The 23957-nt window shown below is 63.2% G+C and carries 31 protein-coding genes, 2 tRNA genes and 1 other RNA gene; 18 read left to right on the forward strand and 16 right to left on the reverse strand.

Annotated elements, in window-relative coordinates; translation table 11 throughout:
- Positions 1 to 9 precede the first annotated feature (9 nt).
- Complete coding sequence (locus A3E1_RS0121500; protein ID WP_211215965.1) at positions 10 to 909, reverse strand: 2-hydroxyacid dehydrogenase; 900 nt, start codon at positions 907 to 909, stop codon at positions 10 to 12.
- Positions 910 to 1022: 113 nt separating this feature from the next.
- On the opposite strand from A3E1_RS0121500, the gene A3E1_RS41375 reads away from it, so the two are divergent.
- Positions 1023 to 1457, forward strand: coding sequence for an ATP-binding protein (locus A3E1_RS41375; protein ID WP_020522865.1), 435 nt, complete (start codon positions 1023 to 1025; stop codon positions 1455 to 1457).
- Here the strand turns inward: A3E1_RS41375 and A3E1_RS47285 are convergent.
- Together A3E1_RS47285 and A3E1_RS47290 are read right to left on the reverse strand one after the other, a co-directional pair.
- Complete coding sequence (locus A3E1_RS47285; protein WP_020522866.1) at positions 1441 to 1761, reverse strand: STAS domain-containing protein; 321 nt, start codon at positions 1759 to 1761, stop codon at positions 1441 to 1443. The two genes, A3E1_RS41375 and A3E1_RS47285, sit on opposite strands and share 17 nt — an antisense overlap.
- Position 1762: 1 nt before the next feature.
- On the reverse strand, positions 1763 to 2086 hold the full coding sequence (locus A3E1_RS47290; RefSeq protein ID WP_020522867.1) for a hypothetical protein: 324 nt from the start codon (positions 2084 to 2086) through the stop codon (positions 1763 to 1765).
- Positions 2087 to 2255: 169 nt separating this feature from the next.
- Here A3E1_RS47290 and A3E1_RS0121520 point away from each other — a divergent pair, with 169 nt between their 5' ends.
- Positions 2256 to 2762 (forward strand): DivIVA domain-containing protein, encoded by a 507-nt coding sequence (locus A3E1_RS0121520; RefSeq protein ID WP_026208689.1) that lies wholly within the window; start codon positions 2256 to 2258, stop codon positions 2760 to 2762.
- Positions 2763 to 2766: 4 nt separating this feature from the next.
- Here A3E1_RS0121520 and A3E1_RS0121525 read toward each other — a convergent pair whose 3' ends face one another.
- On the reverse strand, positions 2767 to 2961 hold the full coding sequence (locus A3E1_RS0121525; protein ID WP_020522869.1) for a hypothetical protein: 195 nt from the start codon (positions 2959 to 2961) through the stop codon (positions 2767 to 2769).
- Between the two features lie 42 nt (positions 2962 to 3003).
- Positions 3004 to 3543 carry a cysteine hydrolase gene (locus tag A3E1_RS0121530; protein WP_020522870.1) on the reverse strand — a complete coding sequence of 180 codons (540 nt, stop codon included), beginning with the start codon at positions 3541 to 3543 and terminating at the stop codon, positions 3004 to 3006.
- 81 nt (positions 3544 to 3624) lie between these two features.
- On the opposite strand from A3E1_RS0121530, the gene A3E1_RS0121535 reads away from it, so the two are divergent.
- Positions 3625 to 4461, forward strand: coding sequence for a glucose 1-dehydrogenase (locus tag A3E1_RS0121535; protein ID WP_020522871.1), 837 nt, complete (start codon positions 3625 to 3627; stop codon positions 4459 to 4461).
- Here A3E1_RS0121535 and A3E1_RS0121540 read toward each other — a convergent pair.
- Positions 4436 to 5080: a TetR/AcrR family transcriptional regulator gene (locus A3E1_RS0121540; RefSeq protein WP_020522872.1), complete on the reverse strand. Its 645-nt coding sequence runs from the start codon at positions 5078 to 5080 to the stop codon at positions 4436 to 4438. The two genes, A3E1_RS0121535 and A3E1_RS0121540, sit on opposite strands and share 26 nt — an antisense overlap.
- A 76-nt stretch (positions 5081 to 5156) precedes the next feature.
- On the opposite strand from A3E1_RS0121540, the gene A3E1_RS41385 reads away from it, so the two are divergent.
- The 3 genes from A3E1_RS41385 to A3E1_RS41390 are packed head-to-tail and all read left to right on the forward strand — an operon-like array spanning position 5157 to position 7037.
- Positions 5157 to 5951: an alpha/beta fold hydrolase gene (locus A3E1_RS41385; RefSeq protein ID WP_020522873.1), complete on the forward strand. Its 795-nt coding sequence runs from the start codon at positions 5157 to 5159 to the stop codon at positions 5949 to 5951.
- Between the two features lie 58 nt (positions 5952 to 6009).
- Positions 6010 to 6450, forward strand: a complete 441-nt coding sequence (locus A3E1_RS0121550; RefSeq protein ID WP_020522874.1) for a MarR family winged helix-turn-helix transcriptional regulator — start codon at positions 6010 to 6012, stop codon at positions 6448 to 6450.
- Positions 6447 to 7037 carry a hypothetical protein gene (locus A3E1_RS41390; RefSeq protein WP_020522875.1) on the forward strand — a complete coding sequence of 197 codons (591 nt, stop codon included), beginning with the start codon at positions 6447 to 6449 and terminating at the stop codon, positions 7035 to 7037. The genes A3E1_RS0121550 and A3E1_RS41390 overlap by 4 nt, the downstream gene beginning before the upstream one ends.
- Here A3E1_RS41390 and rfbB read toward each other — a convergent pair.
- The 5 genes from rfbB to A3E1_RS0121580 all read right to left on the reverse strand — a co-directional run bounded on the left by rfbB (position 6994) and on the right by A3E1_RS0121580 (position 11679).
- A complete protein-coding gene (gene rfbB / locus A3E1_RS0121560; RefSeq protein WP_020522876.1) occupies positions 6994 to 8004 on the reverse strand; it encodes a dTDP-glucose 4,6-dehydratase in 1011 nt (336 codons plus the stop codon). The two genes, A3E1_RS41390 and rfbB, sit on opposite strands and share 44 nt — an antisense overlap.
- 10 nt (positions 8005 to 8014) lie before the next feature.
- Complete coding sequence (locus tag A3E1_RS0121565) at positions 8015 to 8839, reverse strand: GntR family transcriptional regulator (protein ID WP_020522877.1); 825 nt, start codon at positions 8837 to 8839, stop codon at positions 8015 to 8017.
- A 169-nt stretch (positions 8840 to 9008) separates the two neighbouring features.
- A complete protein-coding gene (locus A3E1_RS0121570) occupies positions 9009 to 9554 on the reverse strand; it encodes a hypothetical protein (protein ID WP_026208690.1) in 546 nt (181 codons plus the stop codon).
- Between the two features lie 36 nt (positions 9555 to 9590).
- Positions 9591 to 11006: a sensor histidine kinase gene (locus tag A3E1_RS0121575; protein ID WP_020522879.1), complete on the reverse strand. Its 1416-nt coding sequence runs from the start codon at positions 11004 to 11006 to the stop codon at positions 9591 to 9593.
- Positions 10999 to 11679: a response regulator transcription factor gene (locus A3E1_RS0121580; RefSeq protein ID WP_020522880.1), complete on the reverse strand. Its 681-nt coding sequence runs from the start codon at positions 11677 to 11679 to the stop codon at positions 10999 to 11001. Before A3E1_RS0121580 ends, A3E1_RS0121575 begins: the two co-directional genes overlap by 8 nt.
- Before the next feature lie 135 nt (positions 11680 to 11814).
- Here A3E1_RS0121580 and A3E1_RS0121585 point away from each other — a divergent pair, with 135 nt between their 5' ends.
- The 5 genes from A3E1_RS0121585 (at position 11815) to A3E1_RS0121605 (ending at position 15993) form a co-directional block, all read left to right on the forward strand.
- Positions 11815 to 12177 (forward strand): cupin domain-containing protein, encoded by a 363-nt coding sequence (locus A3E1_RS0121585; RefSeq protein WP_020522881.1) that lies wholly within the window; start codon positions 11815 to 11817, stop codon positions 12175 to 12177.
- 49 nt (positions 12178 to 12226) lie between these two features.
- Positions 12227 to 12616, forward strand: a complete 390-nt coding sequence (locus tag A3E1_RS0121590; RefSeq protein ID WP_020522882.1) for a VOC family protein — start codon at positions 12227 to 12229, stop codon at positions 12614 to 12616.
- Positions 12617 to 12685: 69 nt separating this feature from the next.
- Positions 12686 to 13096, forward strand: coding sequence for a hypothetical protein (locus A3E1_RS0121595; protein ID WP_026208691.1), 411 nt, complete (start codon positions 12686 to 12688; stop codon positions 13094 to 13096).
- Positions 13097 to 13186: 90 nt separating this feature from the next.
- Positions 13187 to 14773, forward strand: coding sequence for a serine hydrolase (locus A3E1_RS0121600; RefSeq protein WP_020522884.1), 1587 nt, complete (start codon positions 13187 to 13189; stop codon positions 14771 to 14773).
- Positions 14761 to 15993 (forward strand): serine hydrolase domain-containing protein, encoded by a 1233-nt coding sequence (locus A3E1_RS0121605; RefSeq protein ID WP_020522885.1) that lies wholly within the window; start codon positions 14761 to 14763, stop codon positions 15991 to 15993. Before A3E1_RS0121600 ends, A3E1_RS0121605 begins: the two co-directional genes overlap by 13 nt.
- Here A3E1_RS0121605 and A3E1_RS0121610 read toward each other — a convergent pair.
- From A3E1_RS0121610 to A3E1_RS0121625, 4 genes are all read right to left on the reverse strand, one after another.
- Positions 15973 to 16749, reverse strand: a complete 777-nt coding sequence (locus A3E1_RS0121610) for a class I SAM-dependent methyltransferase (protein WP_020522886.1) — start codon at positions 16747 to 16749, stop codon at positions 15973 to 15975. The two genes, A3E1_RS0121605 and A3E1_RS0121610, sit on opposite strands and share 21 nt — an antisense overlap.
- Positions 16750 to 17856, reverse strand: coding sequence for a serine hydrolase domain-containing protein (locus A3E1_RS0121615; RefSeq protein WP_245571293.1), 1107 nt, complete (start codon positions 17854 to 17856; stop codon positions 16750 to 16752).
- Between the two features lie 167 nt (positions 17857 to 18023).
- The gene (locus tag A3E1_RS47295) at positions 18024 to 18164 is read right to left on the reverse strand and encodes a hypothetical protein (protein ID WP_157631656.1); all 141 of its coding nucleotides are present in this window, start codon (positions 18162 to 18164) and stop codon (positions 18024 to 18026) included.
- Between the two features lie 122 nt (positions 18165 to 18286).
- Positions 18287 to 18374, reverse strand: a tRNA-Ser gene (locus A3E1_RS0121625).
- Positions 18375 to 18425: 51 nt separating this feature from the next.
- Between A3E1_RS0121625 and ffs the strand changes: the two genes are divergently transcribed.
- The 7 genes from ffs (at position 18426) to deoD (ending at position 22600) form a co-directional block, all read left to right on the forward strand.
- Positions 18426 to 18521: signal recognition particle sRNA small type (ffs, locus tag A3E1_RS45700), an RNA gene on the forward strand.
- A gap of 96 nt (positions 18522 to 18617) precedes the next feature.
- Positions 18618 to 18707: transfer RNA gene (locus tag A3E1_RS0121630), tRNA-Ser, on the forward strand.
- 94 nt (positions 18708 to 18801) lie between these two features.
- Entirely contained in the window at positions 18802 to 19614 is an 813-nt protein-coding gene (locus tag A3E1_RS0121635; RefSeq protein WP_020522889.1) for an MBL fold metallo-hydrolase, read from the forward strand.
- Positions 19615 to 19687: 73 nt separating this feature from the next.
- The gene (locus A3E1_RS0121640) at positions 19688 to 20023 is read left to right on the forward strand and encodes a PadR family transcriptional regulator (RefSeq protein WP_020522890.1); all 336 of its coding nucleotides are present in this window, start codon (positions 19688 to 19690) and stop codon (positions 20021 to 20023) included.
- Positions 20020 to 20928 carry an HAAS signaling domain-containing protein gene (locus tag A3E1_RS0121645; protein WP_020522891.1) on the forward strand — a complete coding sequence of 303 codons (909 nt, stop codon included), beginning with the start codon at positions 20020 to 20022 and terminating at the stop codon, positions 20926 to 20928. Before A3E1_RS0121640 ends, A3E1_RS0121645 begins: the two co-directional genes overlap by 4 nt.
- The gene (locus A3E1_RS0121650; protein ID WP_020522892.1) at positions 20925 to 21884 is read left to right on the forward strand and encodes an NAD(P)-dependent alcohol dehydrogenase; all 960 of its coding nucleotides are present in this window, start codon (positions 20925 to 20927) and stop codon (positions 21882 to 21884) included. The genes A3E1_RS0121645 and A3E1_RS0121650 overlap by 4 nt, the downstream gene beginning before the upstream one ends.
- Before the next feature lie 8 nt (positions 21885 to 21892).
- Positions 21893 to 22600, forward strand: coding sequence for a purine-nucleoside phosphorylase (gene deoD, locus A3E1_RS0121655; RefSeq protein WP_026208694.1), 708 nt, complete (start codon positions 21893 to 21895; stop codon positions 22598 to 22600).
- Between the two features lie 35 nt (positions 22601 to 22635).
- On the opposite strand, the gene A3E1_RS0121660 is transcribed toward deoD, so the two are convergent.
- The gene (locus A3E1_RS0121660; protein WP_020522894.1) at positions 22636 to 23943 is read right to left on the reverse strand and encodes a DUF6114 domain-containing protein; all 1308 of its coding nucleotides are present in this window, start codon (positions 23941 to 23943) and stop codon (positions 22636 to 22638) included.
- Between the last annotated feature and the right edge of the window lie 14 nt (positions 23944 to 23957).

Here is a 23957-nt window from a genome sequence, read left to right on the forward strand (position 1 = left end):
CTTCTATCTTTACGGTCCAATAACGACATTCGCCAGCGGCTCGCCTGCTTCGTAGCGGCGGACCTGGTCCACCAGCAGCCGCCGGGCACGGGGTGCCAACGCGGCGGTCAAGCCCCCGACGTGTGGGCTGATCAGGACGTTGGGCGCCGACCACAGCGGGTGCTCCGAAGGCAGCGGCTCAGGATCGGTGACGTCCAGGGCGGCGTGCAGTCGGCCCGTGTTGAGCTCGGCGAGCAGCGCTTCGGTGTCGACCACGCGGCCCCGGGAAATGTTGACCAGCAAGGCACCGTCGGCCATCGTGGCGAGGAAATCCTTGTCCACCAGGCCTTCGGTCTCCGGGGTCAGCGGCGTGGAGACGATGACGACATCCGCCTGTGGCAGCACTTCCGCTAGCTCGGAGATGGGCCGCACTCCAGGGCGGGCGTTGCGGGCCACGCGAGTGATCTCCACTTCGAACCCGGCTAGTCGGCGCTCGATCGCGGCACCGATCGACCCGTACCCGACGATCAGCACACGGGCGTCGGCCAGCCCAGGTGACCAGGCTGTGGCCCAGCGGCCCTGGTCGCTCGCCCGGACAAAGTCCGGCAGCCGCCGCCGTGCGGCCAGCGTGAGCGTCACAGCCAGCTCAGCGGTGGCCGCATCGTGCACGCCCCGGCCGTTAGCCAACGTGAGCCCGGGCCGCAGGAAGGGCAGGACGTGGTCGTAGCCAGCCGTGATGGTCTGCACCACCTTGAGCCGGGGCATTAGCGCAATGGGCTCGCAAAGTCGCGAATCGATGACTCCGTAGGGAACCGCGTAGAACTCGACGTCGTTCAGCTTCTCGGGCAAGGGCTGCGTGCCGTCGTACAACGCGACATCCAGATCGCCAAGCTCGGCCAGTGCGTCGGGGTGAGAGATCAGGTAGCGCACGGCGACAATCATGCTGCGGTTCGCGTGCTCAAGCACCGAGCGCGCCGGGCCAGTGGCCCAACTAACACCGATTTAATGTTTACCCTTGGCGGATCGCGGAAACGGGGCATCGCATGCCAGACCGGGCCGGTGAAGACCTCCAGGAGATTGCCCACATGCCTTTGCTGGATCTGCCGTTCACCGAGGGATACCTGTACCAAATACGCTCCACCGTGGCCGCACACGCCAGCCAGGCCCAGCTCAGCACGGCGCTGATCGATGAGCTGGTCCTGATCGCCAGTGAGCTGGTCATCAACACCGTCAGGCACGGTGGCGGTGTTGGGCAGCTCAGCATGTGGGCCGATCGCGGGCACGTCTATCTGCAAGTGGCCGACAGCGGGCCAGGCATGCCGAACCCGGGCGCGGCCGGCCGTGAGCAGCCCGCACCCGGCGAAGAGCATGGGCGTGGGCTGTGGGTCGTACGCACGCTGTCAGCTCAGCTGACGATCACCTCGGGGCAAGAGGGCACGACTGTCCTTGCGGCGCTGCCGATCAGGACTCGCCTGTGAGCACTTCCAGGACGCCCGTGACCTCCATGACCCGGTGCACGATGCCTGTCACACCCGTCACGTGATACGAAAGCTCCCGGTGACGGGCCGCCTCTAGTCCTTCGATGAGCACACGGATGCCAGACGAGTCAAGGAATGTGGTCTTTGACAGGTCGATGACGACCGGGCCCTCGGTGGTCATTTTGACTGCAGAGTCGATCTTCTCGGTCAGTAGGTCATGCACCGCCAGGTCGATCTCGCCAGACACGGACACCACGACTTTGCCGGCGCCGTTTCCCTGAATGTCGATGTGCGCGGCGTTCACGTCAGCTTTCCTCTCCCTCAGAGGGCACCGGGTCCAGCCCGGTAGCAGCAGACACCTTCTCGACGTCGTGTGGCCCGAAAGCTGTGCGGACTCCCGACACCGACATTCCCGCGGCGTTCGCCAGCTCGCCGAACGTGTAAGGGTGCGGGTAGACAAACTGCCGCGCGTAGGCCAGCAGCAGCCGGATCTCTTCTTCGGCCCGCATCCGGCGAGCGTGGGCATCGGCGAGCGCTGCCAGGACCGCGTCGTGGCTGGCCACGGAGGACGGGCCACTGATGGAATCCAGCACGGCTTTGACATCGGCAACTACACGACGAGTACTCACGTTGCTGATTCTTACTCGATCATGCGATGAGCGCAAGGGTTGTCGGTAATCGCAAACTATGACGCACGACGCACGGTAGCGCGAGACTCGAATGTTCATGCGGATCTCACACCCGGCAATCTCGCTAAACACGGAATGTCGCGCTCAGCACCTTAATACGATCGGCATCATGGCTTTTGACAGCGAATCCGGCTACGAGCCGATCGATGAACAATTCCCTGTAGTGATGTTCGGCTATGACCGCACCGCTGTTGATGCGTATGTCGACGACCTGCTGGAGCACGCCGGAGTGCTCGCGCGAGACAACCGGCGGGTGGCCTCCCTGGAACAGGAGCTCGCCGCCGCGCAGGCGGAAGTCCTTAGTTTGCAACGCCTGGCGGCGGCCAAGGGCCCGGCCATGGCGGCCAGCACTGAGATAACTGAGTTGATGCGCTCAGCCGAAGCGGCGGCGCTGACTTACCGTGCCCAGGCGCACGATCTGGTCGCTCAAGCGGAGCTAGAGGCCGATCGCATCCGCCGTCAGGCACGCGAAGACGCCCTCATCACCGCGGCCGCGCTGCGCAATAGCAGCGGCAACGGCAACGGCCACAACGGAAATGGGCGTCGAAACGGCACGGCCAGCAAACTCGCCATCGCCGCGCCAGCCGCGAAAGAGCGCCGCCGCAACACGCGATGACGTTCTACTCGCGGTAGTCGAAGTAGGCGATGGCGGCCAGTTCGGCGGGCGGGTTGTTGAAAATGAAGTCCCAGCCCACGTCTAGCAGCATCTCGCCGAAGACACGCCTGGCTTCGTCGTCCCGCATTCCGTAGGCCGCAACGAGATGGGCGACCGTCGCGGATTCACGCAGGACGTAGAAGCTGGCGCCAGAGGTCATGCACGCCGACGCTAGTGATCCATTCGGCTAGTCCACACGAGGCTAAACGGTCAAGACGTCCGCGGACTTCACGATCTGCTCGAGGCCAATGAGACGTCCAGTCACGCGCAGGCCGTCTTGGTGGAAGCGTTCGCCTCCGTTGCTGGCGCACGCGTCTTCGACGAGCCAGGGTGTCAGCCCACGTTCGAAGGCGTCCGCGGCGCTTTTGAGCACGCACGTTTCGGTGTCCAGGCCACACAGCACGACGCTGGTCCAGCCGTTGTCAGCGATGAGCCGGTCGAGTTCGGGCACGAATACCGTGTAGCCCGTCTTGTCGATGACGCCAGCGGCATGAGGCAGCAGTTCGTCGAGTTCAGCGGCTAACGCTGTCTCCGGTTCTCCGCGCAGCTTGTACCAATGCAGCAAGCGTTCATAAGGGCTGCCGGGATAGTTGTGGTAGCGGGTGAAGACGACCGGTGCCCCGGCAGCGATCCACGACTTCGCCAGCGCTTTGACCACGGGCAGGATGTGCCGGGTTTCCGGGCCGAGGAAACCGTTCTGCAGGTCTACGGCCACCAGTGCGGTAGCTGGCGTCGCCTCCATAACGCCGTGTGTTTACCCACCACGCCTTGGTTTACGCCATGAGGGGTTAGGGCATTCGTGCTCTGTAGAGGGGAGATTCGCATGCCAGAGGAACCGCAGCAGCAACCGCCCGGAACCCTTTCCGCGATGCGCCGCAAACCTGATCACGGCGAGGAGTCGTACCAGGGGTCGGGCCGCCTGGAGGGCAAGAAAGTCATCATCACGGGTGGTGACAGCGGGATCGGCCGGGCCGTCGCGATCGCGTTCGCACGTGAAGGTGCCGACATCCTCATCTCCTACTTGTCTGAGCACGACGACGCCCGCGACACGGCTTCCTGGGTGCAGAAGGCTGGCAGGCAAGCCGAAGTCATCGCCGGTGATATCGCCACCCGCGCGCAATGCGATGCCGTCATCAACAAAGCGGTGGAATCGTTTGGGCGCATCGATGTGCTGGTGAACAACGCCGCCTATCAGATGACGCACGAAACGATCGAGGAGATCAGCGACGAGGAGTGGGAGTACACCTTCGATGTGAACATCACCGCAATGTTCCGCCTCGTCAAGAAAGCGTTGCCACATATGGGCGAAGGTGGCTCGATCATCAACACCGCGTCGGTGAACGCTGACATGCCCCGGCCCACGCTGTTGCCCTATGCCACGACCAAGGGCGCGATCGCGAACTTCACGGCAGGGCTGGCGCAGATGCTCGGCAAGCGGGGCATCCGCGCCAACAGCGTCGCGCCTGGTCCTATTTGGACACCGCTCATCCCGTCCACGATGCCACCCGATCACGTGGAGGAGTTCGGCAAGAACACGCCGTTGGGCCGCCCAGGAGAGCCAAAAGAGGTCGCTCCCGCGTTCGTCTTGCTGGCTTCCGACGAGGCTTCCTACATCTCCGGCGCGATGATCGCCGTTACCGGCGGGAAGCCGATCCTTTAGGGCCGTAGGCGGCGAGGAAGACGCGCACCGCTTCAGCGGCGATGCGGTCAAGTTCTTCGTCGGAGTAAAGGGTTTCGTCCAGGGGACAGGCCATCGCGCAGTTGACGGGGATCGACAGGACCAGCCAGTTGAACATTTGCGCGGCCATCTCGGGATCGTCCACATGCAACAGTCCGCGCTCGTGCAGGGCTTGGAACCACGTGGCGAATAGCATGGCCGAGCGCACGGGACCGTTTTGATACCAAGCCTGGGCTAGCTCCGGGAAGCGGTCCGCTTCACCGATGATGACGCGGCGCATTCGCAGCAGATCGGGCCGCATCACGATGCTCAGGTGATGCCGGGCGAAAAGGCGCAGATCACGCTCGACATCGTCGGTGTGAGGCATGCCCTCGATAAGCGGATGCTCAGGTCCCTCGATCTGGCCGATATCGCTGGTGATCAGCTCGGTGAACAGGCTCTGCTTGTCCACGAAGTTCTTGTAGACCGTTTGCTTGGAGACGTGCGCGTGCGCGGCCACTTCGTCCATGCTCGTGCCCGCGTAACCGTTGCGCAGGAACAGTTTCCGCGCTGCCTCCACGATGGCGCCACGTTTGCGCGCCGTCCGGCCTTCTTCCACCATGCCCCGATAGTACTAGACGGATCAGTACCCAAACGAGTACTGTCCCGTCTAGTACTGAAACTGAGGGGGAAAAGTCATGCTTGAGATTCCCGACGGCCAGTTGCACTACGAAGTGCGGGGGGACGGCCCGCTCATAGCGCTCATCGCGGCCCCGATGGACGCCAGCTCCTTCCAGCCGCTAGCCGAGTTGCTGGCGCCGAACTACACGGTCCTGACCACGGATCCCCGTGGCATCAATCGCAGCCGGCTAAACGACCCCAGCCGGGACTCGACCCCCGAGCTGCGGGCCGAGGACCTGTCCCGTTTGCTGACGCACCTCGGCAGGGGACCGGCTGTCGTGCTGGGCTCAAGCGGTGGTGCGGTTACCGCACTGGCGCACGCGCAGGCTTACCCAAATCAAGTGCACACCGTCATCGCCCACGAGCCACCGTTCTACTCCCTGCTAGAGGACCGCGAAGAGCGGATGGCAGGGGCCGAAGACATCATCGCGACGTTCAAGGCCGGCGATATCGGGGGTGCGTGGTTCAAGTTTCTGGTCAACGCCAACATCCAGCTCAGTGAAGAAGAGATGGCCTCGATGGCGCCAGCCGAACCTGACCCACAGCACAATGCCGACCAGCACTACTCCTTTGTCCACATGCTTCGCGGCACGGTCGCTTGGGAGCCAGACCTTCAAAAACTCCGCTCTGGTACTCCGAAGATCGTCGTCGGGATTGGAGAGTCATCCATTGGCCAACTGTGTGACCGCGTCTCCCGTGCGCTAGCCCGGGAACTGAACACATCTCCAGCCATGTTCCCCGGGGGCCATCTCGGCTTCCTGGAAAAACCGGAAGCCTTCGCTGTCCGCCTCCGCGACCTGCTCCAGGTGTGAGCGCACCGACATTTAATTACGCTTGTACATAGTGAAGGTACATCACTAATATGGGGGAATGAGCGAGCGGCTAACGGCACTAGGGCAGTTGCTTCAGCTCAGCATCCTGCTAAACGAGGACATGACGCAGGCGCTGGGGAAGCTGGGGCTAACCACGTCGCGCACCCACTTGCTGTGGGAGCTTCAGCAAAACGGCCCGGCCACGCAACGGGATCTGGCGCAGGCGCTGAAAGTCAGCGCCCGCAACATCACCGGGCTGGTCGATGGGCTGGTGTCGACGGGCTTCGTCACGCGGGAGCCGCATCCGACGGACCGTCGCGCGACGCTGGTGAGCTTCACTGAACACGGCGCCGACGTCATGGCTCAGATGGCCAAGGACCACAAGCACTTGGCCGACATGCTGTTCGGCGGTCTTCCTGAGCTGGACGGCTTCATCAAAAACATGGATCACGTGCTGGCACAACTGCAGAAAGCGATCGAAGAGGAGGCGGGCAAATGAAGTGGGCGCTCATAGCGGTGCGGTATGAACTGGCGATCTGGCGCAGCCTGTTTCGCTGGACCTTCCGGCGGCCGGTCACTTCGTCGCCCGAGGACCTCCCGTTCGGCTACACGCAGGCGGTCGCGCCGGTGATGTGGGCGTTCATCGCCATCTCGGCGATCGAGATTCCCGTGTTCCACTTGCTCGTGCCGTGGCGGACCGTTCAGTACATCGGATTGGGCCTGGGCACGTGGGGTCTATTTTGGATGATCGGGCTCCTCGCCGCACAGAAGATCCACCCACACGTCGTCGAATCGGGCGGCATCCGGATCCGCAATGCCTTCAGCCACAACGTTTTCGTGCCGTGGAGCAACATCGAGACGATCCGCCAGAAGAACCGCAATTTCGAGAAGTCACGGACGATCCAGGTGAACGACGGTGTGCTTAGCCTGGTCATCTTCAGCCAGACCAATGTGGACATCGTGTTGCGCGAGCCGATTCAGCTGCGCTACAGCGAGGAGCCCATCAGCGAGTTGCGGATCTATGCCGACGACGCGTCCGGGTTTACGAAGGCCGCGTTGCGGAAGCAGCCCACGCCGACTCACTGACGAGGGTCCGCTCCAGCAAACCGTTCCACCAAGAGCGATTTTGGGTGTACCAGGTGATGGTGGCCGCGATACCGGATTCAAATTCGGTCGACGGCCGCCATCCCAGTTCTGTGCGCAGTTTGCTGGAATCGAGCAGATAACGGCGGTCGTGCCCGGGGCGGTCGGGGACTGTCTCGATGAGGGTGCCGGGCAGCCCGAAGTGGTCGAGCACGATGGCGGCCAGCTCGGCCACGCTCACCTCGACGCCGGAGCCGACGTTGTAGGTTTCGCCCACGCGACCCTTGGAGAGCACGGCCTCGATCGCTGAGCAGTGGTCGTCCACGTGCAGCCACTCGCGGCGGTTGGCGCTGGAGGCATAGACGGGCAGCGGCAGGCCGTTGAGTGCCCTGGTCACGAATAGCGGGATGACCTTTTCCGGGAACTGGTATGGCCCATAGTTGTTGGCGCAGTTAGTGATCGTGATCGGCAACCCGAACGTCTCGTGATAGGCGCGGACAGCGTGATCGGCTCCCGCCTTACTGGCGTTGTAGGGCGTACGTGGGCGGTAAGGCGACTCCTCGGTGAACGCCCCTGGATCGTCTAAAGCCAAGTCGCCGTAGACCTCGCACGTGGACACATGGTGGAACCGTTTGACCCCAGCCTGACGGGCGGCTTCGAGGAGATGCTGTGTCCCCATGACGTTGGTCTGGAAGAACCGCCGCGGGTCGAGGACGGCCAGGCTGTTGTGTGATTCGGCGGCGAAGTTGACGATGACGTCGATCTGCTCGCGCTTGAGTAGCGCGGTGACCGCGGGCAGGTCGCCAATGTCGAGGTGGGCGAAGGGAATCGCCGGGTCGACATTGTCGCGGATGCCGGCGTAGGTCAAGGCGTCCAGCGCGACAACGTGATCGGCCGGGTGGCGCTCTGTCCAGTAGCGAACGAAGTTGGTGCCGATAAAGCCAGCGGCCCCCGTGACGAGCAGTCTCAAAACGAACTCCTTAAATCGTTGTCATGCCGGGTGGATCAGGGGTGACGGTGCCCGGCCAGCCCCGGAATTCGACGTCGAGCCGGAACCGGTGCCCGAGGTAGCGGTGTTCCGATAGCGCCAGCGGCCTTCCCTCGGCCAGCAAGGCGAGCCGCCGGACGAGCAGAACGGGTGTCCCGGGCTGAACGTCGAGCAACGGTGCTGTGGATTCGCTCGCCGCTGTCGCGGCGATGCTTTGCCGCACGACGTCGATCGTGTGACCGCTGCGGCGCAACGTCTCCCAGACACCTGGATCTTCGGCTTCAGCACGGCTGACCGGTGCTCCGAACGCGAGCGGCACCCACTCGGTGGTCACATCTAGGGGGTGCTCGGCGGTGCGCGTGCGAGAGGAGGGGATACGACCGGGACCCGACGGCGACTCCGGCGGCATGGAGGCCGTGTGCCGAACGGCGCGAACGTGCAGCACTTCGCTGTTGGGTGCGATGTCGAGCAGGCGGGCGACGTCGGCGGGGGCTGGGCAGTACTCGTACTGGATGACCTTGCGGGTGAGGGGAATGCCCGCCGCGGACACCGCTGACTGGGCGTGCTGGAACGACCCCAGTGCCAAGGACTGACCGAAAGCGGCTCCGGACGCGACATACCACCCCGAGCCCCGGCGCGAGGCGATCAAGCCCTCGTCACGGAGGTGTTCCAGCGCCCGGCGGACCGTGACCCGGCTGACGTCGTAGCGCCGGACCAGTTCGGCCTCGCTGTCCAGTGCCCCCGTGCGGGCAAAGTCCCCGAGCGCGATGCGCTCACGAAGCTCAGCCGCTAGCCACTGGAAACGCGGGCCTGTCATAAATCTGTATGCTAGATCCCCATACTTATTTTGGGAACCCTAGATACAAAAACGAGGCCGGATGGCAGGTTTCCGGCCTCGTCTTGATACAAGCAAGGTTTCTGGGTCAGGACAACAAGGTTCGCAGTTCGGGGTTGTTCGGAACGGTTCGAACGGGGTGCGTTCTGTCCTATTTAGCCAGAGGAATGACAATCAGGCGGGCCGTCAGCGTCTCGCCCTCCTTGCGGCCGGCCAGAGCCACCGTCGCGCCGGCTTTCAGTTCACTCGGCTGAATCTTGGCGCGCTTCTCCACGACTCGCAGATCGCTGTGGAACTTCCACGTCCACGTGACGCCGTCTGAGGACTTGACCGTGACCGAGTCGCCAGAGATCGCCGTGATCACGCCGCGTTGCACGGCAACCGTGATCGTGCCTTCCTTCGTCTCGACCACAGCCTCGCCGTGCAGCACGTTGCGGTGCAGCGCCACCTTGGCGGCGTGCCGCTTGCGCCACTTGTCCAGGCGAGCGTCCTTGTCGCCCTTGGCCGGTTTGGAGGGCTCGGCCGCGCTCATGGCCTGCTCGGCCACCACGATGTCTTCGGGCTCGACACCCATCGCCGCAAGAGCTTCAGCTTCCGCTGACGCGACCATTTCCGCAGCGGCGTTTCCCGGCCCACACGCCGTCGCGCCAAACACGGCAAGTGACCCGATCACGAACGTCAAGACAATCCTTCTCATGACACCAGAGCGTGCCCTGAACTGGCGAACCGCAGGTCAGCTCGGTGTTTGGGGAAGGTAAACCGTGAAGGCCGCCCCGCCCTCCGGCGCGTGACCCGCTTCAAGCCTCCCGCCCAGGCGCCGCGCCAGGCCCGCGGCCAGTGCCAGGCCGAGTCCACTGCCGACTTTCCTTATCCCCTGGTACTTAGCGTGCAGGGCACCTTTCTCGAAGGCGACCTGGAGATCGTCGTCGGTCAGCCCCGGGCCGCCGTCACGCACCTGGATCAGGGCTTCGCGTCCGGCGGAGGAGACCGCGAGCACGATGGCCTGGCCCGGCGGGACGACCCGCAAAGCGTTCTCCACCAGCCCGTCAACGATCTGCCGCAGCCGGACCGGATCGGCGTAAACGTTGACTGAGTAGGCGGGCAGCTCTGTTCGGATCTCGACGCCGTGCCGCGAGCACCGCTGCGCGAACGCGTTCTGTGCGCTACGGGCCAGCTCGGGAAGGTCCACTGTGGTGGGTTCGATCGTGAAGTCGGCTGCTTCCAACCGGGCGAGCGAAAGCAGATCCGCCACCAGACGGTCCAGGCGTTCGGCCTCCGTGAGCACGGTGCGCCCGACGGAACTGGCCGCCGCGGAATCCACGACGCCGTCGCAGAGCGCTTCGGCGTACCCCCTGATGGTGGTTAAAGGGGTTCGAAGCTCGTGAGAAATGGATAGGAGGAACTCGCGCTGCCGTCCTTCACTCGTGGCCAGGGCTTCGGCGAGATCGTTGATCGCCAGGGCTAACCGCTCGACGTCGGCGGGTGGTTCGACCGCGAGCCGGACGCCACGGTCACCTGAGCTCAGGCGCGCGGCGGCGATCGCGGCATTCCTAATAGGACGGGCTAAACGGCGGCCCAGGATGATCCCAGCGAGGACTCCGGCGATGAGACCGGCCAGGAGGGGGCACCAGACCCAGGCGACAACCTGTGCGCCAATGCCTGTGCGGGCAGGCTTGGCCAGGATGAAACCCGTGCCGGTATCACCGATCGGGCGGCCTTCGATCATGTAGAGCTTGCCATCGATGAGTGTCGCGCGGGTGCTGACCGGCTTGCCGCTGCTGATCTGCTCGACCATCCGCTCGGGAACACCGGCGGGATCAGACTTGCCGTCGGCGATAAAGAACGGCTCGATGCCCTGCTTGCGCAGTTGCTCCAAAATCCGTTGCTCGTCAGGCGAATTGGGCCGTAGCGCACGGGCACGTAAGGTGATCGCGACCGCGTTCGCTTGCGTGACAAGGGCTTCCTTGGCTGCTTTCTCCGTGGCCTGAATCGCGAGCGGAATGGCGATCAGCGCGGTGACCACGACGGAGATGGTCGCGACGATGCAGCCCGCGAGCACGGCCCGAGCCGTGACACTCATGCTTTTCACCTGCTTGGGCGGCTTGTTGAGCAGGTTGATCGGCACAGTGAGATCTCTGCGGTCAGGCATCGGCGGTGTATCCGACTCCCCGAACGGTGCGGATGACCGAGGCGGCATCGCCCAGCTTTCCGCGCACCTGAGCGACGTGGACATCCACCGTGCGCGTCCCGCCATGCGCGGCATATCCCCAGACCGCGCTCAGCAATTCGTCGCGTGTGTACACGCGGCCGGGCCGGTTCATCAGATGCATGAGCAAATCAAACTCGGTGCTCGTGAGGTGGACCTGTTCATCGTTGACGGTCACGCTGCGCGTCGCGGGATCGATGCGCACCGGTCCGACCTTCCTGGCGCGGTCGGGCTCTGGCGTGCCTGACGATCGCCTCAGGACCGCCCGCACCCGCGCGACCAGCTCCCGTGGGCTGAAAGGCTTGGTGAGATAGTCATCGGCGCCCAGTTCCAGCCCGACGATCCGGTCGACTTCGTCGTCTCGGGCGGTCAGAAAAATGATCGGCGTCCAGATGTCTTCAGCCCTCAAGCGCCGGCAGATCTCGGTGCCTTCCATGTTCGGTAAGGCAATGTCGAGAACGCAGGCCGCGGGTTTGAGTTTTCGCGCGGCAGCCAGCCCCGCGAGCCCGTCGGACTCGATCTCCACGCCGTAGCCGTCGCGCTGCAGATACATCCGCACCAGCTCGGCAATCGGCCGCTCATCCTCTACGACGAGGATCAGGCCTTTCTCACTCACCGGCCCATGATGTCTGAACGTTGTAAGAACCAGGTAAGGAAACTGTTAGACACTTTGCGGCCGAACGTGCATTGACGTCGCCCTTTTGAACGCGCCTATGGTTAGTTGAGTCGCACTTCGGGGGGAGTGAAGGCAATGACCACTGGTGAAGTTAAGAGCTTCGACAAGCCAGATGAAGTCCGTCCATTTGAAGGCAAAGGCCATGCTGACCTGCTGCATCTCGGTGGCAAGGCCGTAGCGCGAGGCACCTTCGAGCCCGGCTGGCGCTGGTCAGCCAACGTCAAGCCGATCGTCAAAACCGAGCTCTGCGAGTTTTCCCATCTCGGCTACGTCGTGTCTGGCCGCATGAGGGTCACCATGAAAGACGGGACAGAGCTAGAGATGTCCGAGGGTGAAGCCGCCGCGATCCCGCCCGGCCACGACGCGGAAGTTGTTGGCGATGAACCGGTGGTGTTCCTCGACTTTGGCGAAATCGATGAGTACGCCCTGCGCAAGTAGCGCAGGATTCGAGAAGCGGCCCGGACCAGGCAGTTCGTAGCATGAGGGCATGTCATTGCAAGCGAACGTGATCATGCTGGGCGTCAAAGACGTGGACCGCGCCAAGAAGTTCTATGCCGAGGGCCTGGGCGGCAAGGTCGGCCAGGCCTTTCCTGGATTCGCCCGGATCAACCTCGGCGAGGGATCGTCGCAGCTGGTGCTCTACACCTGGGACGCGGTCGCCGCGGACGCTGGCGTTTCCGCTGAGGGATCCGGGTTCCGGGGCTTCTCGTTGCACCACCTCACCGACTCCAGGGAAGCAGTGGACGAGGTAATGCAGGCGGCCGTGGCCGCTGGCGGCGCCGTGGTCAGCGAAGCGGCCGCCGCCGAGTGGGGCGGCTACTCCGGCTACTTCAGCGATCCAGACGGCTACCTGTGGAAAGTCGCCACCGAAGCCTGAGAACTCGTGTCAGCGGTCGTGTCAGCGCGACGGCAGGCTGGCGTCAGCACGGCCGCTGATAGTTGCGGCATGACAAACAACGCCACTCTTTCTGACACTGACAAGACCACGATCCGCATCGCCGCCTACGGCGCGGTCACGCTGCTGTCGGCCGCGGGCGCGGCCGGCGGTTCACCACACAAGATCGCTACTAACGGCAGCATCGCGCTCGGCTCGGCCACCGGCCTGGTCGGGCACGTGCTCGCCGAATACCCCAAGGGCAAGGAGCTCAACGGCAAGTCCGTAGCCGCGATCGCCGATCACGTGCTCCCAGCCCTGACCCAGGCGATGAGCGTGCTCAAGAAGCAGGCCCCGCAAGAGGCCAGCAACTTCCGCAGCACGGTACTCACCGCGATCGAAGCCGCGACCTTCGGCCGCCAGCCGCGCCCAGCCGAGGCCGAGATGACCCGCAAAATCACCGAAGCCCTCGACGCCGCCTGAGGGCGTCCGCTATTCGCCATACAAAACTGAATTGCGGACGTTAGTCTCATTCTTGTCTATTTGCCTGGTTTGAGACGCAGGGGGAACCCGATGAAACGCTTACCGACTGGCCTGCGTGTGGCGGGTGTCCTACTCGCCACCGCAGGTCTTACCTTCGGATGTTCGTCGGGCTCCGCAGACGACTTCTCCGCTGTTGGCCCGACGAGCGTCGGTGAGCCGCCCAACGTGCAGGCTGGCATCCCGCTTCCCAAAGACAGCGTGAACCGGGCCGTCGCCAAACTCGACGAAATCGTCAACGACGTCATGAAGAAGTCAGGACTGCCGGGCGCGGCGGTCGCCGTCGTGCACGGCGGCAAAGTCATCTACGCCAAAGGCTTTGGCGTCAAAGACGTCGAGACCGGCGAGAAAATCGATCCTGACACCGTCTTCCAGGTCGCGTCGGTGTCGAAGTCGGTGTCGGCCACCGTTGTCGCCAGCCAAGTCACCAAGGGTGTCGCCACATGGGAAACCCCGCTGGCCGAAGCGATGCCCGGCTTCCAGCTCGCCGACCCTTGGGTCTCCGAGCACGTCACCGTGGGCGATGGTTTCTCGCACCGCACCGGGCTTCCGGGTGCGGCAGGCGACAAGCTCGAAGATCTGGGCTTCGACCGGCAATACATCCTCGACCGCCTGCGCATGCACAAGTTGAATCCCTTCCGGACCAGCTACGCCTATGCGAACTTCGGCCTGACCGCCGGCGCGGAAGCCGTCGCGAGGAAGGCCGGAATGCCGTGGGCTGACCTGGCCGCCGAGGCGATCTACAAGCCACTGGGCATGACCTCGACGAGCTCCTGGCACGACGAATTCGTCAAGCGAACAAACAAGGCGACGCTCCACCAGAAGATCGACGGCAAGTATGTGCGCGGTCTGGAACGCGATCCGGATCAGCAGGACCCAGCGGGTGGCGTCAGCTCGTCGGTCAACGATATGGCGAAGTGGCTGCGCATGATCCTCGGCGACGGAACATTTGAGGGCAAGAAAATCTACGACCCCAAGGACTTTCAGCCCGCGATCACGGTCCAAAGTGTCGCGATGAAGCCCAAGGAGATGGACGCGCGAGCCAGCTTCTATGGCTTCGGGTTCAACGTCACGACGTCGCTTTCGGGACGCACCGGCTTCAACCACTCTGGTGCCTTCGTCTCCGGCGCGGCCACGAACATCTCTGTCCTGCCCTCGGCTGACGTCGGCATCGTGACGCTCACCAACGCTTGGCCTACCGGCATTCCGGAGACCATCAACGACAGCTTCACCGACCTGGTCCAATTTGGACGGATCAAGGTGGACTACTACGACCTGCTGGGCAAAGCCCTCGGACCGCTCACGGCGCCCGTCGGATCGCTGGTCGGCCAATCGGCTCCCGCTAGCCCAGCTCCAGCGAAGCCACTCGCGGACTATGCCGGCACCTACGCCAACGCCTACTACGGCCCCGCCACGATCACTGAACAGAACGGCAGCCTCGTGCTCGCGATGGGTGTGGGCAAGACCTTCCCGCTCAAGCACTGGGACGGCGGCACGTTCATGTTTGTGCTCGACACGGAAAACGCTCCGCCGGGCTCCATTTCAAAGGCGACCTTCAACGGCGGTCAGCTCAATCTTGAGTACTTCGACGAAGAAGGCATGGGCACGTGGTCAAAGTAATCGCGACGCTTTGTGCCGTTGCCGTGATGGCGTCCTGTGCCTCGGGTTCGCCGCCCGCGGTGTCGTCGGCTGATCCCGCGAAGGCGGCGGAAATCATGCGGATCGTCAACGACTACATGAAGGAAGCCCACCTCAAGTCCGTCATCCTCAAGGTATCCGTCGACGGGCAAGACATCGTGACCACCGCTGTCGGCGAATCGATGACCGGCGTGCCCGCGACCGTCGACATGCACTTTCGCAACGGCGCGGTCGCTATCTCCTATGTGTCAACGCTTTTGATGATCCTCGTGGACGAGAAGAAAGTCAGCCTCGGCGACTTGGTGTCGAAATACCGGCCGGACCTGCCAAACAGCGATCGGGTCAGGCTCGGCCAGCTCGCTCAGATGACCTCCGGGTACCACGACTTCGTGCTGGGCAATGAGGAGTTCTCCAACGTCGCCTTGGCCGATCCGTTCAAGGCGTGGACCACTCAGGAACAGCTCGACCTGGCGGTCAACAAACCACTGTGGTTTGAGCCGGGGACGAACTTCAGTTACGCCCACACGAACTATGTGATTCTCGGGCTGGTGCTGGAGAAGGCCACCGGCAAGCCCATGGCGGATCTGTTGCAGGAGAAGGTGCTCGACCCGTTGGGGCTGAAGAACACCAGGCCGAACCTCACCGCGCAGATTCCGGAACCGGTCCTGCACGCGTTCACCTCGGAGCGCCGGTCGTTCTTCAACATTGCTGACGGGCAGTCGTTCTACGAAGAGTCGACCTTCTGGAATCCCTCGTGGACGATCAACCACGGTGCGATCCAGACCAGCAACATCACCGATCTGCACACCACGGCCATCGCTATCGGCACGGGCAAACTGCTGTCGCCTGAGTCGCACCAAGCGCTGGTCTCCACTGGCATGCGGGGAAAGACGACGCCCGTTGACGGTTGCGGTACCTGCGTTGCCCTCAACGACTTTCGCACCTACGGCCTCGGCGTTTGGATCAGCGGTAGCTGGATCTTCCAGAACCCGCTCTTCTATGGCTACGCGGCGGTCGACTCTTATCTGCCGTCAAAGAAGGTAGCCATCGCCGTCGCCGTGACGTATCTACCGGAAGCCTTTAGCGACAAGGGTGCTTACCCCAACGGTGGCGATGCGTTGTTCCGCAAGATCGGTGCCCTGCTCGCTCCGGACGAGGCTCCGCCTGTGGCGACAGCGGAATCAGACAAGCAGCACGGCTAACTCTGCCCGCAGTTGCAGGAACCGAACCACTCCAGGCTGACCGGCGACCGCTTCGTATTTGCTGACGACGGCGTCCACAAACGCGGGCACGTCAGCGGCCGGCAGTCGTGACGTCCAGTCAGAGAACCCGACCGTGCACCACTGCGCGAACTGTTCCCGCGAGCCGAAGTCCCACTCGCGATCAGTGACCGATTGCCGCGTGACTTCTAAGCCGGCGCTGCCGGCGATCGTTGGCAAGTCGTCGGGATCGATGTGCACAAACGGTGGCGTGAAGTCAGCGAAAGCGTGCGCCCAGCGCGGATCCCGCGTCACCTCCATCGCGACGCGCTCGACGCTCGGCCGGGAACCGTGGCACACGTACTGCACGAGCACCCGTCCGCTGGGCTTGAGCGCCGCGGCGATATTGCGGTAAGCAGTCTCCTGTTTGGACACCCAGTGCAGCGTGTTGAACGAAACCACGAGATCGAAGTCCGGGCCGAACGTCATCGTGGTGACATCGCCGACCTGGAACGTCACGTTCGTCAACTGGTCATCGGCGGCTCGCGCCGCCTCGATCATGCGCGGTGACGGATCCACGCCGAGGACGGAACCTTCTGGTACGCGGGACGCGATCAGCCGCGTGACGTATCCATCGCCACAGCCCACGTCGAGCACATGCTCCGTGCCCGCAACCGTTACCGACTCCAGAGCAGCCGTTGCCATCGCGCGCTGCAACCCGCTGATGTGGGCGTAACCTGCGCCGTCCCAATCGGCCATCTACTGCCCCGGCCGCGTTGGTGGCGCGTCGTTCGGCGCGAGATAGGCGCCTATCTTACGGAACAAAGCATCGCCACCGTTGGAGTAAAGGCCCTCGTCGTTGAACGCCTCCGGTTTGTAAGTGACCGCCACGGCGATCGCTATCTTTTCCGATGGCAGGTAGCCGTTGACGGCGGCGTACCCGTAGAACAACGGATTCTGGAAATACCAGTTTCCGGTAATCCACAGTCCCAGGCCATAGGTCGCGAAGTCGTCGAGTTCCCGGCAGTTTCCACAACCCGGCACCGCACTTGTCTTGCCCCGCAAGTCAGTCGTCGTCATGAGCTTGTATGACTCGTCGGAGATGAGCTCGCCCGTGCCAATAGCGACAGCGCTGCGCTCGAGGTCATAGATGTTCGACGTTTGGATGGCGCCATGGTTGATGGTCCACGAAGGATTCCAATAAGTCGACTCTTCGTAGAAAGGCTCCCCATTCGGAATCTTGAAGAAGGCGCGGCGCTCGGAACTAAAGGCGTGCAACGCCGGCTCCGGAATCACGGCGGTGAGGTTCGGCGTGGTGTTCTTGAGCCCGAGAGGGTCGAGCACGTTCTCCTGCAACAGATCCGCCATGGGCTTGCCGGTGACCTTCTCCAGCACCAGCCCAAGAATCACATAGTTCGTGTGCGCGTAATTCCAGTTCGTTCCCGGCTGGTACCAGAGGGGTTTGTTAATCGCGAGGTTGAGCTGATCCTGAGTCGTCCACGCTTTGAACGGGTCGGCGTAAGCGATTTTCGCGAACTCCTCGTTGCCCAGCACGAAGTCCTGAATCCCTGACGTCATTTGGGCGAGCTGATGAATGGTGATTTCGTCAGCGTGCGGGATTTCCGGCAGGAACTTCGACAGTTTGTCGTCGAGGCTGATTTTCTTCTCATCGACGAGCTTGAGCAGGAGCGTCGACACATAAGAAATGGCGACGGCTCCGTTGCGGAAATGCATGTCGGTCGTAGCGGGTACGCCCGTCATCGACTCGCCTTCAGCGGCGGTGACAGTTTCCTTGCCATCCACGGTTACCCGGACGATGACAGCCTTCAGATGAGCCTCGGCCATGTAGTCACGGACGATTCTCATGATGGCGTCAGCCTGCTGTGGATCCACAGGCTGCATGGCCGCCGGAGCGCTTGAGCACGCCGCCAGGAGGCTCAGCGTGCAGGTAACCGTCACAAGCTTCCGCGAAATGGACATAATGAATTGTCTCTGGAGGAGTGATAGCTGACGCTGATATTCACGAGATAGCCCTAGGCACCGGGATCGTCGTCAAGTGGCGTCTCGGGATCGAACTCGGCCAGCTCCGTCTCCCAGGCATCGGCCTGGGCCTGCTGGTCCTCAGCGCGTTCTTCCTGCTTGGCCTTCGCGTCATCACTGGCTGGCGTGGTCATCACATTGCCTCCCTGCCGCTCAATCGCCATGCTAGGCGTCGCTGTGACGGCAAAAGGGCTGATTCCATGAACGCGAAACGGGAGCCTTCCCTGGCGGGTGGCTCCCGTTTTTCCTGCTTACGTGGCGGAGGATACGAGATTCGAACTCGTGAGGGTTTTATCCCAACACGCTTTCCAAGCGTGCGCCCTAGGCCTCTAGGCGAATCCTCCGTCGAGAAGGATAGCGGCTTGCCCACGGGTTCACACAACCAGGTACAGTTGCTCTTGCCCCCGTGCGGCGGCAACCTGTGAACCTCCCCAGGGCCGGAAGGCAGCAAGGATAAGCGGGCTCTACCGGGTGCACGGGGGCGCTTACGTGCTTAGGTGTTGTGCACGTCACTGAAGCGGGTGACCCCACGTCTGCGGTCAATACGGGTTTCGGGGTCTCCTAACCGCTCGTGTAAGCTCTGCGGCGGTGGCGTGTCCGAGTGGCCTAAGGAGCACGCCTCGAAAGCGTGTGAGGGTGCAAGCCCTCCGCGGGTTCAAATCCCGCCGCCACCGCCAGTTAGCAGCAAGACCAAAGGCGACCGATCTCTATCGGGCGCCTTTTGTCGTTCCTGGTCTCAATAATGAAGCTCAGCCCTATCGAGACGAGGAGATGGCTGTGCTGAGGCAGGTCGCGGATGGTGTGCTGGTCCACGAGAGCGAGTTCATCCTGAGCAACGGCATTGTCGTGCAGGGCCGAGCGGGCGTGCTGCTTATCGATCCGGGGATTCAGGACGATGAACTGGCCTGCCTCGCGAACGATCTGTCCGGTTTGGACCAGACCGTGGTGGCAGGCTTCTCGACGCATCCGGATTGGGATCACCTGCTCTGGCACGCTCAGTTTGGTGCGCCCCCGCGTTACAGCACGGCCCGCTGCGCGGCGGCGGTCGCCGAGCAGCTGTCCAACCCGAACGCGAAGGCTGAGGTCATCGACCACCTGGCTGAGACGGAAGTCGCCGGGCGGGTTTCGCTGGACCACTGCGCTCTGGTCACCGCCCTGCCCGCCGGCACGACGCAGGTTCCCTGGGATGGTCCTCAAGTCCGCATCATCGAGCATCAGGGGCATGCGCCGGGGCACGCGGCGCTCTTCATCGAAGAGCGCCGGGTCCTCGTCGCGGGCGACATGCTCTCCGATGTCTTGGTCCCGATGCTCGACATGGACAGCGCCGACCCCATCGAGGATTACCTCGCCGCGCTGCGCCTGTTGGAGGCCGTGGCAGACGATGTCGATGTCGTCGTCCCGGGCCACGGGTCAGTCGGCGGGTCCGGTCAGGCACGCGCACGGATCGAGCTGGATCGGGCCTACCTCCTCGCCTTGCGTGAGGGCCGTGATCCCGATGACACGCGCCTCGGCCCGTCGGCTAAGCCCGGCTGGGAATGGGTCAGCGACATCCACGAGGGACAAGCTCAGCGCCTCGGCCACTAAATCCAACGACTCGCGCCGCATCACAATGATGTGCATGTTGCTATAGTGTGTGAAACACAGTATCGTGTGAGACATGCTAGAAGATGAGCTTGTAGCGGCACACCTGCAGGAACTGAGGCGGGGGACAGTCGTGCTCGCGTGCCTGCTCGTCCTGCGAGAGCAAAACTACGGCTACGCGCTGCTCGACCTCCTCGAAAAACGTGGCTTTGGCGTCGATGCCAACACGCTCTATCCACTGCTGCGCCGGCTGGAGAAGCAAGGGCTGCTGAGCAGCGACTGGAACACCGAGGAAGCGCGGCCACGCAAGTTCTACCGCACGAGTGAGCAAGGGCTGGAGCTCGCCGCCGCGCTCACCCGTGACTGGGATCAGCTTGATGCAGCATTCCGCACCCTGAAGGGGGAGCAATGAGCCTGACGGATCGTTATATAGACGCGGTTTTGCGGCGCCTGCCTAACAAGCAGCGCGCCGAGATCGAGCGGGAGTTGCGCGCCTCGATCGCCGACGCCATGGAAGATCAGAGCGAAACTGAGGTGCTCACGGAGCTGGGCGACCCGGCGAAGCTGGCGGCTGGCTACGCCGACCGTCCACTTCAGCTGATCGGCCCACGGTTCTATCTGGACTACACGAGAGTCCTGAGTGCTTTGCTGGCAACGATTGTTCCGGCGGTGGCCGCGATCACGGGACTCATCCGTGCGCTCGATGCCGCACCCGTGGGGCAGATCATCACGGGCACGCTGGGAGCCGCGTTCACGACCGCGCTACACGTCGTGTTCTGGACCACGCTCGCCTTCGCCGCGATCGAACGCCTGCCCGATCTGCAAAGGGAGCTATCGAAGCCTTGGCAGCTCTCGGATCTGCCGGAACCGCCGAGCCGTAAGGCGAAATTCGCCGAGCTGGTCGCGCTCACGGTGGTGACCGTCTTGACGGCGTCGCTGATTCTCCTGTCGCCGCGGCTCAGCTGGGAGACGGACGCCAACGGCCAGCCCATCGGGGTGCTCTCACCGTGGTTGTGGGAAACAGGCATGGTCTATGTCTTCGTCGCCGTTGCCAGCACAGGCCTTTTGGTCGCGTTCGCGCGCTACTACCTCAAGTGGACGGTCCCGCTGACCATCGTCGCGACACTCGTCGATCTGGCCGCGCCCTTGCTGCTCATCTGGCTCACGGTCACCGACCACGTGCTCAACCCGGCGTTCGTTGCGGCGGCTGGACTATCCGGCGGAACGGTCCGTGTGATCAACATCGTGCTCATCCTGACAGCGATCGGCACAATCCTTAGTTCGGTCATCGAAGCATTTAAGAGGGTACGCAGATGAAAGCCATCGTCTACGAAACATATGGCCCGCCAGAAGTCTTGCGGTATGCAGAGATAGACGCTCCTGTCCCCAAGGACGATGAGGTGCTGGTGCGGCTAGAGGCGACGTCGATCAACTTCGCCGACCGGGCTGCCATGCGCGGTGAGCCGCGGCTGATGCGCCTGGCCTTCGGCCTGACGCGTCCTAAGGCGACGGTGCTCGGCCGCGATATCGCCGGTGTGGTGCAAGCCGTGGGAGCCAAGGTAACCCGGTTCAGGCCGGGTGACCGGGTCGCGGGTGAGGTGGAGCAGCGCGGGTTCGCCGAGCTGGTGTCAGCCAAGGAAAGCTACCTGTCATCGATCCCTCACGGCGTACCAGCAAAACAAGCAGCGACCACCCCTGTGGCTGGAGTGACGGCACTGCGGGCGGTGCGACTGGCTGGGGTCCAAAAAGGACAGAAAGTGCTCGTGAATGGCTCTAGCGGCGGGGTAGGCACGTTCCTGGTGCAGCTGGCCAGGCTCGCGGGCGCTGAGGTGACGGCGGTGTGCAGTACGCGCAATGTCGATCTGGTGAAGGCCGACCATGTGATTGATTACACGAAGGCCGACTTCACCCAGGGCACGAAGATCTATGACGTGATCGTGGACCTGGTCGGCAATCACCCGCTCGCCGCGATGCGCAGGGTGCTTGCGCCGCAGGGGATTTACATCGCGTCCTTCGGCAACGGCGGTCCCGTCCTCGGACCGGTCGGCAAGTTTCTCAGCATCTCGCTGATCTCGATGTTCTCCCGGCAGAAGCTGCGCGTGCTCGTGGCCAAGCGCGACATCAGGGATCTCGATGAACTGCTGCGGCACATCGCTGATGGAGCCGTCATACCGGTGATCGACCGGGAGTACCCGCTGAGTGCGGCCGCTGACGCCATCCGGATGCTGGAGAAAGAGCATGCCCGGGGAAAGGTCATTCTTTCTGTGGAATGATCGAGCACATGAGCACGCACATCGGCGGTAAGCCGGGAGACATTGCGGAGCGGGTGCTGATGCCGGGCGACCCGCTCCGGGCAAAGTGGATAGCGGACAACTTCCTTGAAGGTGCCGAGTGCTATTCGACGGTCCGCAATATGTTCGGGTTCACCGGAACATATAAGGGTGTGCGTGTCTCGGTGCAAGGGTCAGGCATGGGAATGCCATCCGCCTCGATCTATGCGCACGAACTCATCAACGAATATGGCGTCAAGACGCTGATCCGGGTGGGATCGTGCGGAGCGCTCGCAGACTCGCTGAACCTGCGCGATGTCGTCGCCGCGATCGGGTCGAGCACGGACTCCAATATGAACCGCATGCGTTTCGACGGACTGGTCGACTACGCGCCGGTGTGTGACTTTGGCTTGCTGCGTAAGGCGGTCGAGACGGCCGAAGCTCGTGGCATCGAGATGCGGGTCGGCCCGGTCCTCGCCGCTGACGCCTTCTACACAGACCGTCCGGATCTCTATGACGCGCTGGCTGACTACGGCGTTCTCGCCGTAGAGATGGAGTCGGCCGCGCTCTACACCATCGCCGCCCGTTATGGCGCTCGCGCGCTCACCATCCTGACCGTCAGCGACCACATCAAGCGTGGTGAGGCGACGACCGCGCAAGAGCGGGAGCAGACCTTCTCCCAGATGGTCGAGATCGCGCTCGACACCGCTATCGCTTAAGCAATTGGCTCCCCGGGAAACCGGGGAGCCAATTGTCAGGACGCGACCTGCTTGATCCGCAGGTTGGGCGCTAGGAGCACCGGCGAGTCCACCCAGACCAACTGGACGTCAGGGTTCGTGAAGAACACCCACGGCAGCGGAATGGGCGGAGGCAAGCTCTCCGGCGTGTAGTCCACCGGGATGAGGCCAAACAGGTTGGCACGGAACCGGTTGGTGTAGAAGTAGACCGTGTCGCCCTTGACTGTGAGCTTGCTGCTCAACAAGTCAGTGTCCTTGCCCGCGTTGCCATAGACGTGCAGCTTGAAGTTGTCGGTGTCCGACTGTGACATCGAGAACTTCAGCACCCGGATGGTCCCGTCGGCGGTGGGCAGGTCGACCACGCCAACGAAAACTAGATTGATCATCTGTACCCGGGTGCCGGTCATCCGCGACGGTTTCTTGCCTACCGGCGGCTGACCTGGAGCTGCCTTGATGACCTTCACCGGACCTGACCCTGAACTGCCCGTCGGCAGCGGAGTCCCAGAGGGGGGTGTAGCCGTCCCCGATGCCGTTGGCACCGCTGTGCCAGATGGCTTGACCGTCTTACTAGGAGACGGGCATGGGCTCAGCGTCACGGTGGGAGTCGGTGTGGGCGTTGGCTTCTTCTTGCCGAAGAGATCTTCGAACCAGTCGATGATGTCCCCGATGATGCCGCCCGGGCCCGTGCTGCTCGGCGAGGGAGTCGGGCTAAGACACGGCGCCATAGCGGCGCTTGCCGTGCCCGGCCCGCTCGTCGCGGTCAGCAGACTTACTACTAGAGCCACCACAAGGACTAGCAACGCTGCGTGCCGCGGGGAGGGTGGCAACCCCTTTGGAAGGTTGTCGTCGTCTGCCGCCTGCCGGGGCGAAGGGACGCCGTTACGCAGCGAAGGTGCTTTTGGGTCCGGGTCGCCCACCTCTTCTTCGGTCTCGCTGGCTTCGTCTTCGCCGTCCTGCGCCGCTTCGATTTCGGCGTCTGACACGGGATTCCACGCGAAGATGAGGCCACCACCGGCGACTCCGAGGAGCATGCCGACGAAGTAGCCGCCGAGGTTGAGGCCGAGCAGGGAATAGACCGCGGCGAAGGTCGCGATGAGACCGTAGAGGTGCCGGTGCGTGGGCAAGTACCACGCGAGCGCACCACAAACGATCATCAAGAAGGCGAGCAGGTACTGTGGAAAGCCTTCTTGGCCAAGGGAAATCGTGCCACCCTCAAGCTCGAGGTTCATGCTGAGGATGAACTCGAGCCCGGACAGCACAGCAAAGAGCCCACCCCAGAAAGGCCGGCTCTGCCGCCAAAGGCGGAACCGCTGCCACACGGTCACGAGTGCCTCCAATA

The sequence above is a fragment of the Catelliglobosispora koreensis DSM 44566 genome (assembly GCF_000379685.1).
In the GTDB taxonomy this organism is placed as follows: Bacteria; Actinomycetota; Actinomycetes; order Mycobacteriales; family Micromonosporaceae; genus Catelliglobosispora; species Catelliglobosispora koreensis.

What these genes read in the sequence shown, in the direction of transcription:
- A3E1_RS0121525 (WP_020522869.1), bottom strand. Translation starts at nt 2,961, where the DNA reads ATGACCTCTGGCGCCAGCTTCTACGTCCTGCGTGAATCCGCGACGGTC.
- A3E1_RS0121650 (WP_020522892.1), top strand. Translation starts at nt 20,925, where the DNA reads ATGAAAGCCATCGTCTACGAAACATATGGCCCGCCAGAAGTCTTGCGG.
- A3E1_RS0121575 (WP_020522879.1), bottom strand. Translation starts at nt 11,006, where the DNA reads ATGCCTGACCGCAGAGATCTCACTGTGCCGATCAACCTGCTCAACAAG.
- A3E1_RS0121530 (WP_020522870.1), bottom strand. Translation starts at nt 3,543, where the DNA reads ATGGAGGCGACGCCAGCTACCGCACTGGTGGCCGTAGACCTGCAGAAC.
- A3E1_RS0121600 (WP_020522884.1), top strand. Translation starts at nt 13,187, where the DNA reads ATGAAACGCTTACCGACTGGCCTGCGTGTGGCGGGTGTCCTACTCGCC.
- A3E1_RS0121610 (WP_020522886.1), bottom strand. Translation starts at nt 16,749, where the DNA reads ATGGCCGATTGGGACGGCGCAGGTTACGCCCACATCAGCGGGTTGCAG.
- A3E1_RS0121590 (WP_020522882.1), top strand. Translation starts at nt 12,227, where the DNA reads ATGTCATTGCAAGCGAACGTGATCATGCTGGGCGTCAAAGACGTGGAC.
- A3E1_RS0121635 (WP_020522889.1), top strand. Translation starts at nt 18,802, where the DNA reads ATGGCTGTGCTGAGGCAGGTCGCGGATGGTGTGCTGGTCCACGAGAGC.
- deoD (WP_026208694.1), top strand. Translation starts at nt 21,893, where the DNA reads ATGAGCACGCACATCGGCGGTAAGCCGGGAGACATTGCGGAGCGGGTG.
- A3E1_RS0121640 (WP_020522890.1), top strand. Translation starts at nt 19,688, where the DNA reads ATGCTAGAAGATGAGCTTGTAGCGGCACACCTGCAGGAACTGAGGCGG.
- A3E1_RS0121535 (WP_020522871.1), top strand. Translation starts at nt 3,625, where the DNA reads ATGCCAGAGGAACCGCAGCAGCAACCGCCCGGAACCCTTTCCGCGATG.
- A3E1_RS0121645 (WP_020522891.1), top strand. Translation starts at nt 20,020, where the DNA reads ATGAGCCTGACGGATCGTTATATAGACGCGGTTTTGCGGCGCCTGCCT.
- A3E1_RS41375 (WP_020522865.1), top strand. Translation starts at nt 1,023, where the DNA reads ATGCCAGACCGGGCCGGTGAAGACCTCCAGGAGATTGCCCACATGCCT.
- A3E1_RS0121585 (WP_020522881.1), top strand. Translation starts at nt 11,815, where the DNA reads ATGACCACTGGTGAAGTTAAGAGCTTCGACAAGCCAGATGAAGTCCGT.
- A3E1_RS41390 (WP_020522875.1), top strand. Translation starts at nt 6,447, where the DNA reads ATGAAGTGGGCGCTCATAGCGGTGCGGTATGAACTGGCGATCTGGCGC.
- A3E1_RS47295 (WP_157631656.1), bottom strand. Translation starts at nt 18,164, where the DNA reads ATGACCACGCCAGCCAGTGATGACGCGAAGGCCAAGCAGGAAGAACGC.
- A3E1_RS0121520 (WP_026208689.1), top strand. Translation starts at nt 2,256, where the DNA reads ATGGCTTTTGACAGCGAATCCGGCTACGAGCCGATCGATGAACAATTC.
- A3E1_RS0121570 (WP_026208690.1), bottom strand. Translation starts at nt 9,554, where the DNA reads ATGAGAAGGATTGTCTTGACGTTCGTGATCGGGTCACTTGCCGTGTTT.
- A3E1_RS0121615 (WP_245571293.1), bottom strand. Translation starts at nt 17,856, where the DNA reads ATGAGAATCGTCCGTGACTACATGGCCGAGGCTCATCTGAAGGCTGTC.
- A3E1_RS0121540 (WP_020522872.1), bottom strand. Translation starts at nt 5,080, where the DNA reads ATGGTGGAAGAAGGCCGGACGGCGCGCAAACGTGGCGCCATCGTGGAG.
- A3E1_RS0121550 (WP_020522874.1), top strand. Translation starts at nt 6,010, where the DNA reads ATGAGCGAGCGGCTAACGGCACTAGGGCAGTTGCTTCAGCTCAGCATC.
- A3E1_RS0121565 (WP_020522877.1), bottom strand. Translation starts at nt 8,839, where the DNA reads ATGACAGGCCCGCGTTTCCAGTGGCTAGCGGCTGAGCTTCGTGAGCGC.
- A3E1_RS41385 (WP_020522873.1), top strand. Translation starts at nt 5,157, where the DNA reads ATGCTTGAGATTCCCGACGGCCAGTTGCACTACGAAGTGCGGGGGGAC.
- A3E1_RS0121595 (WP_026208691.1), top strand. Translation starts at nt 12,686, where the DNA reads ATGACAAACAACGCCACTCTTTCTGACACTGACAAGACCACGATCCGC.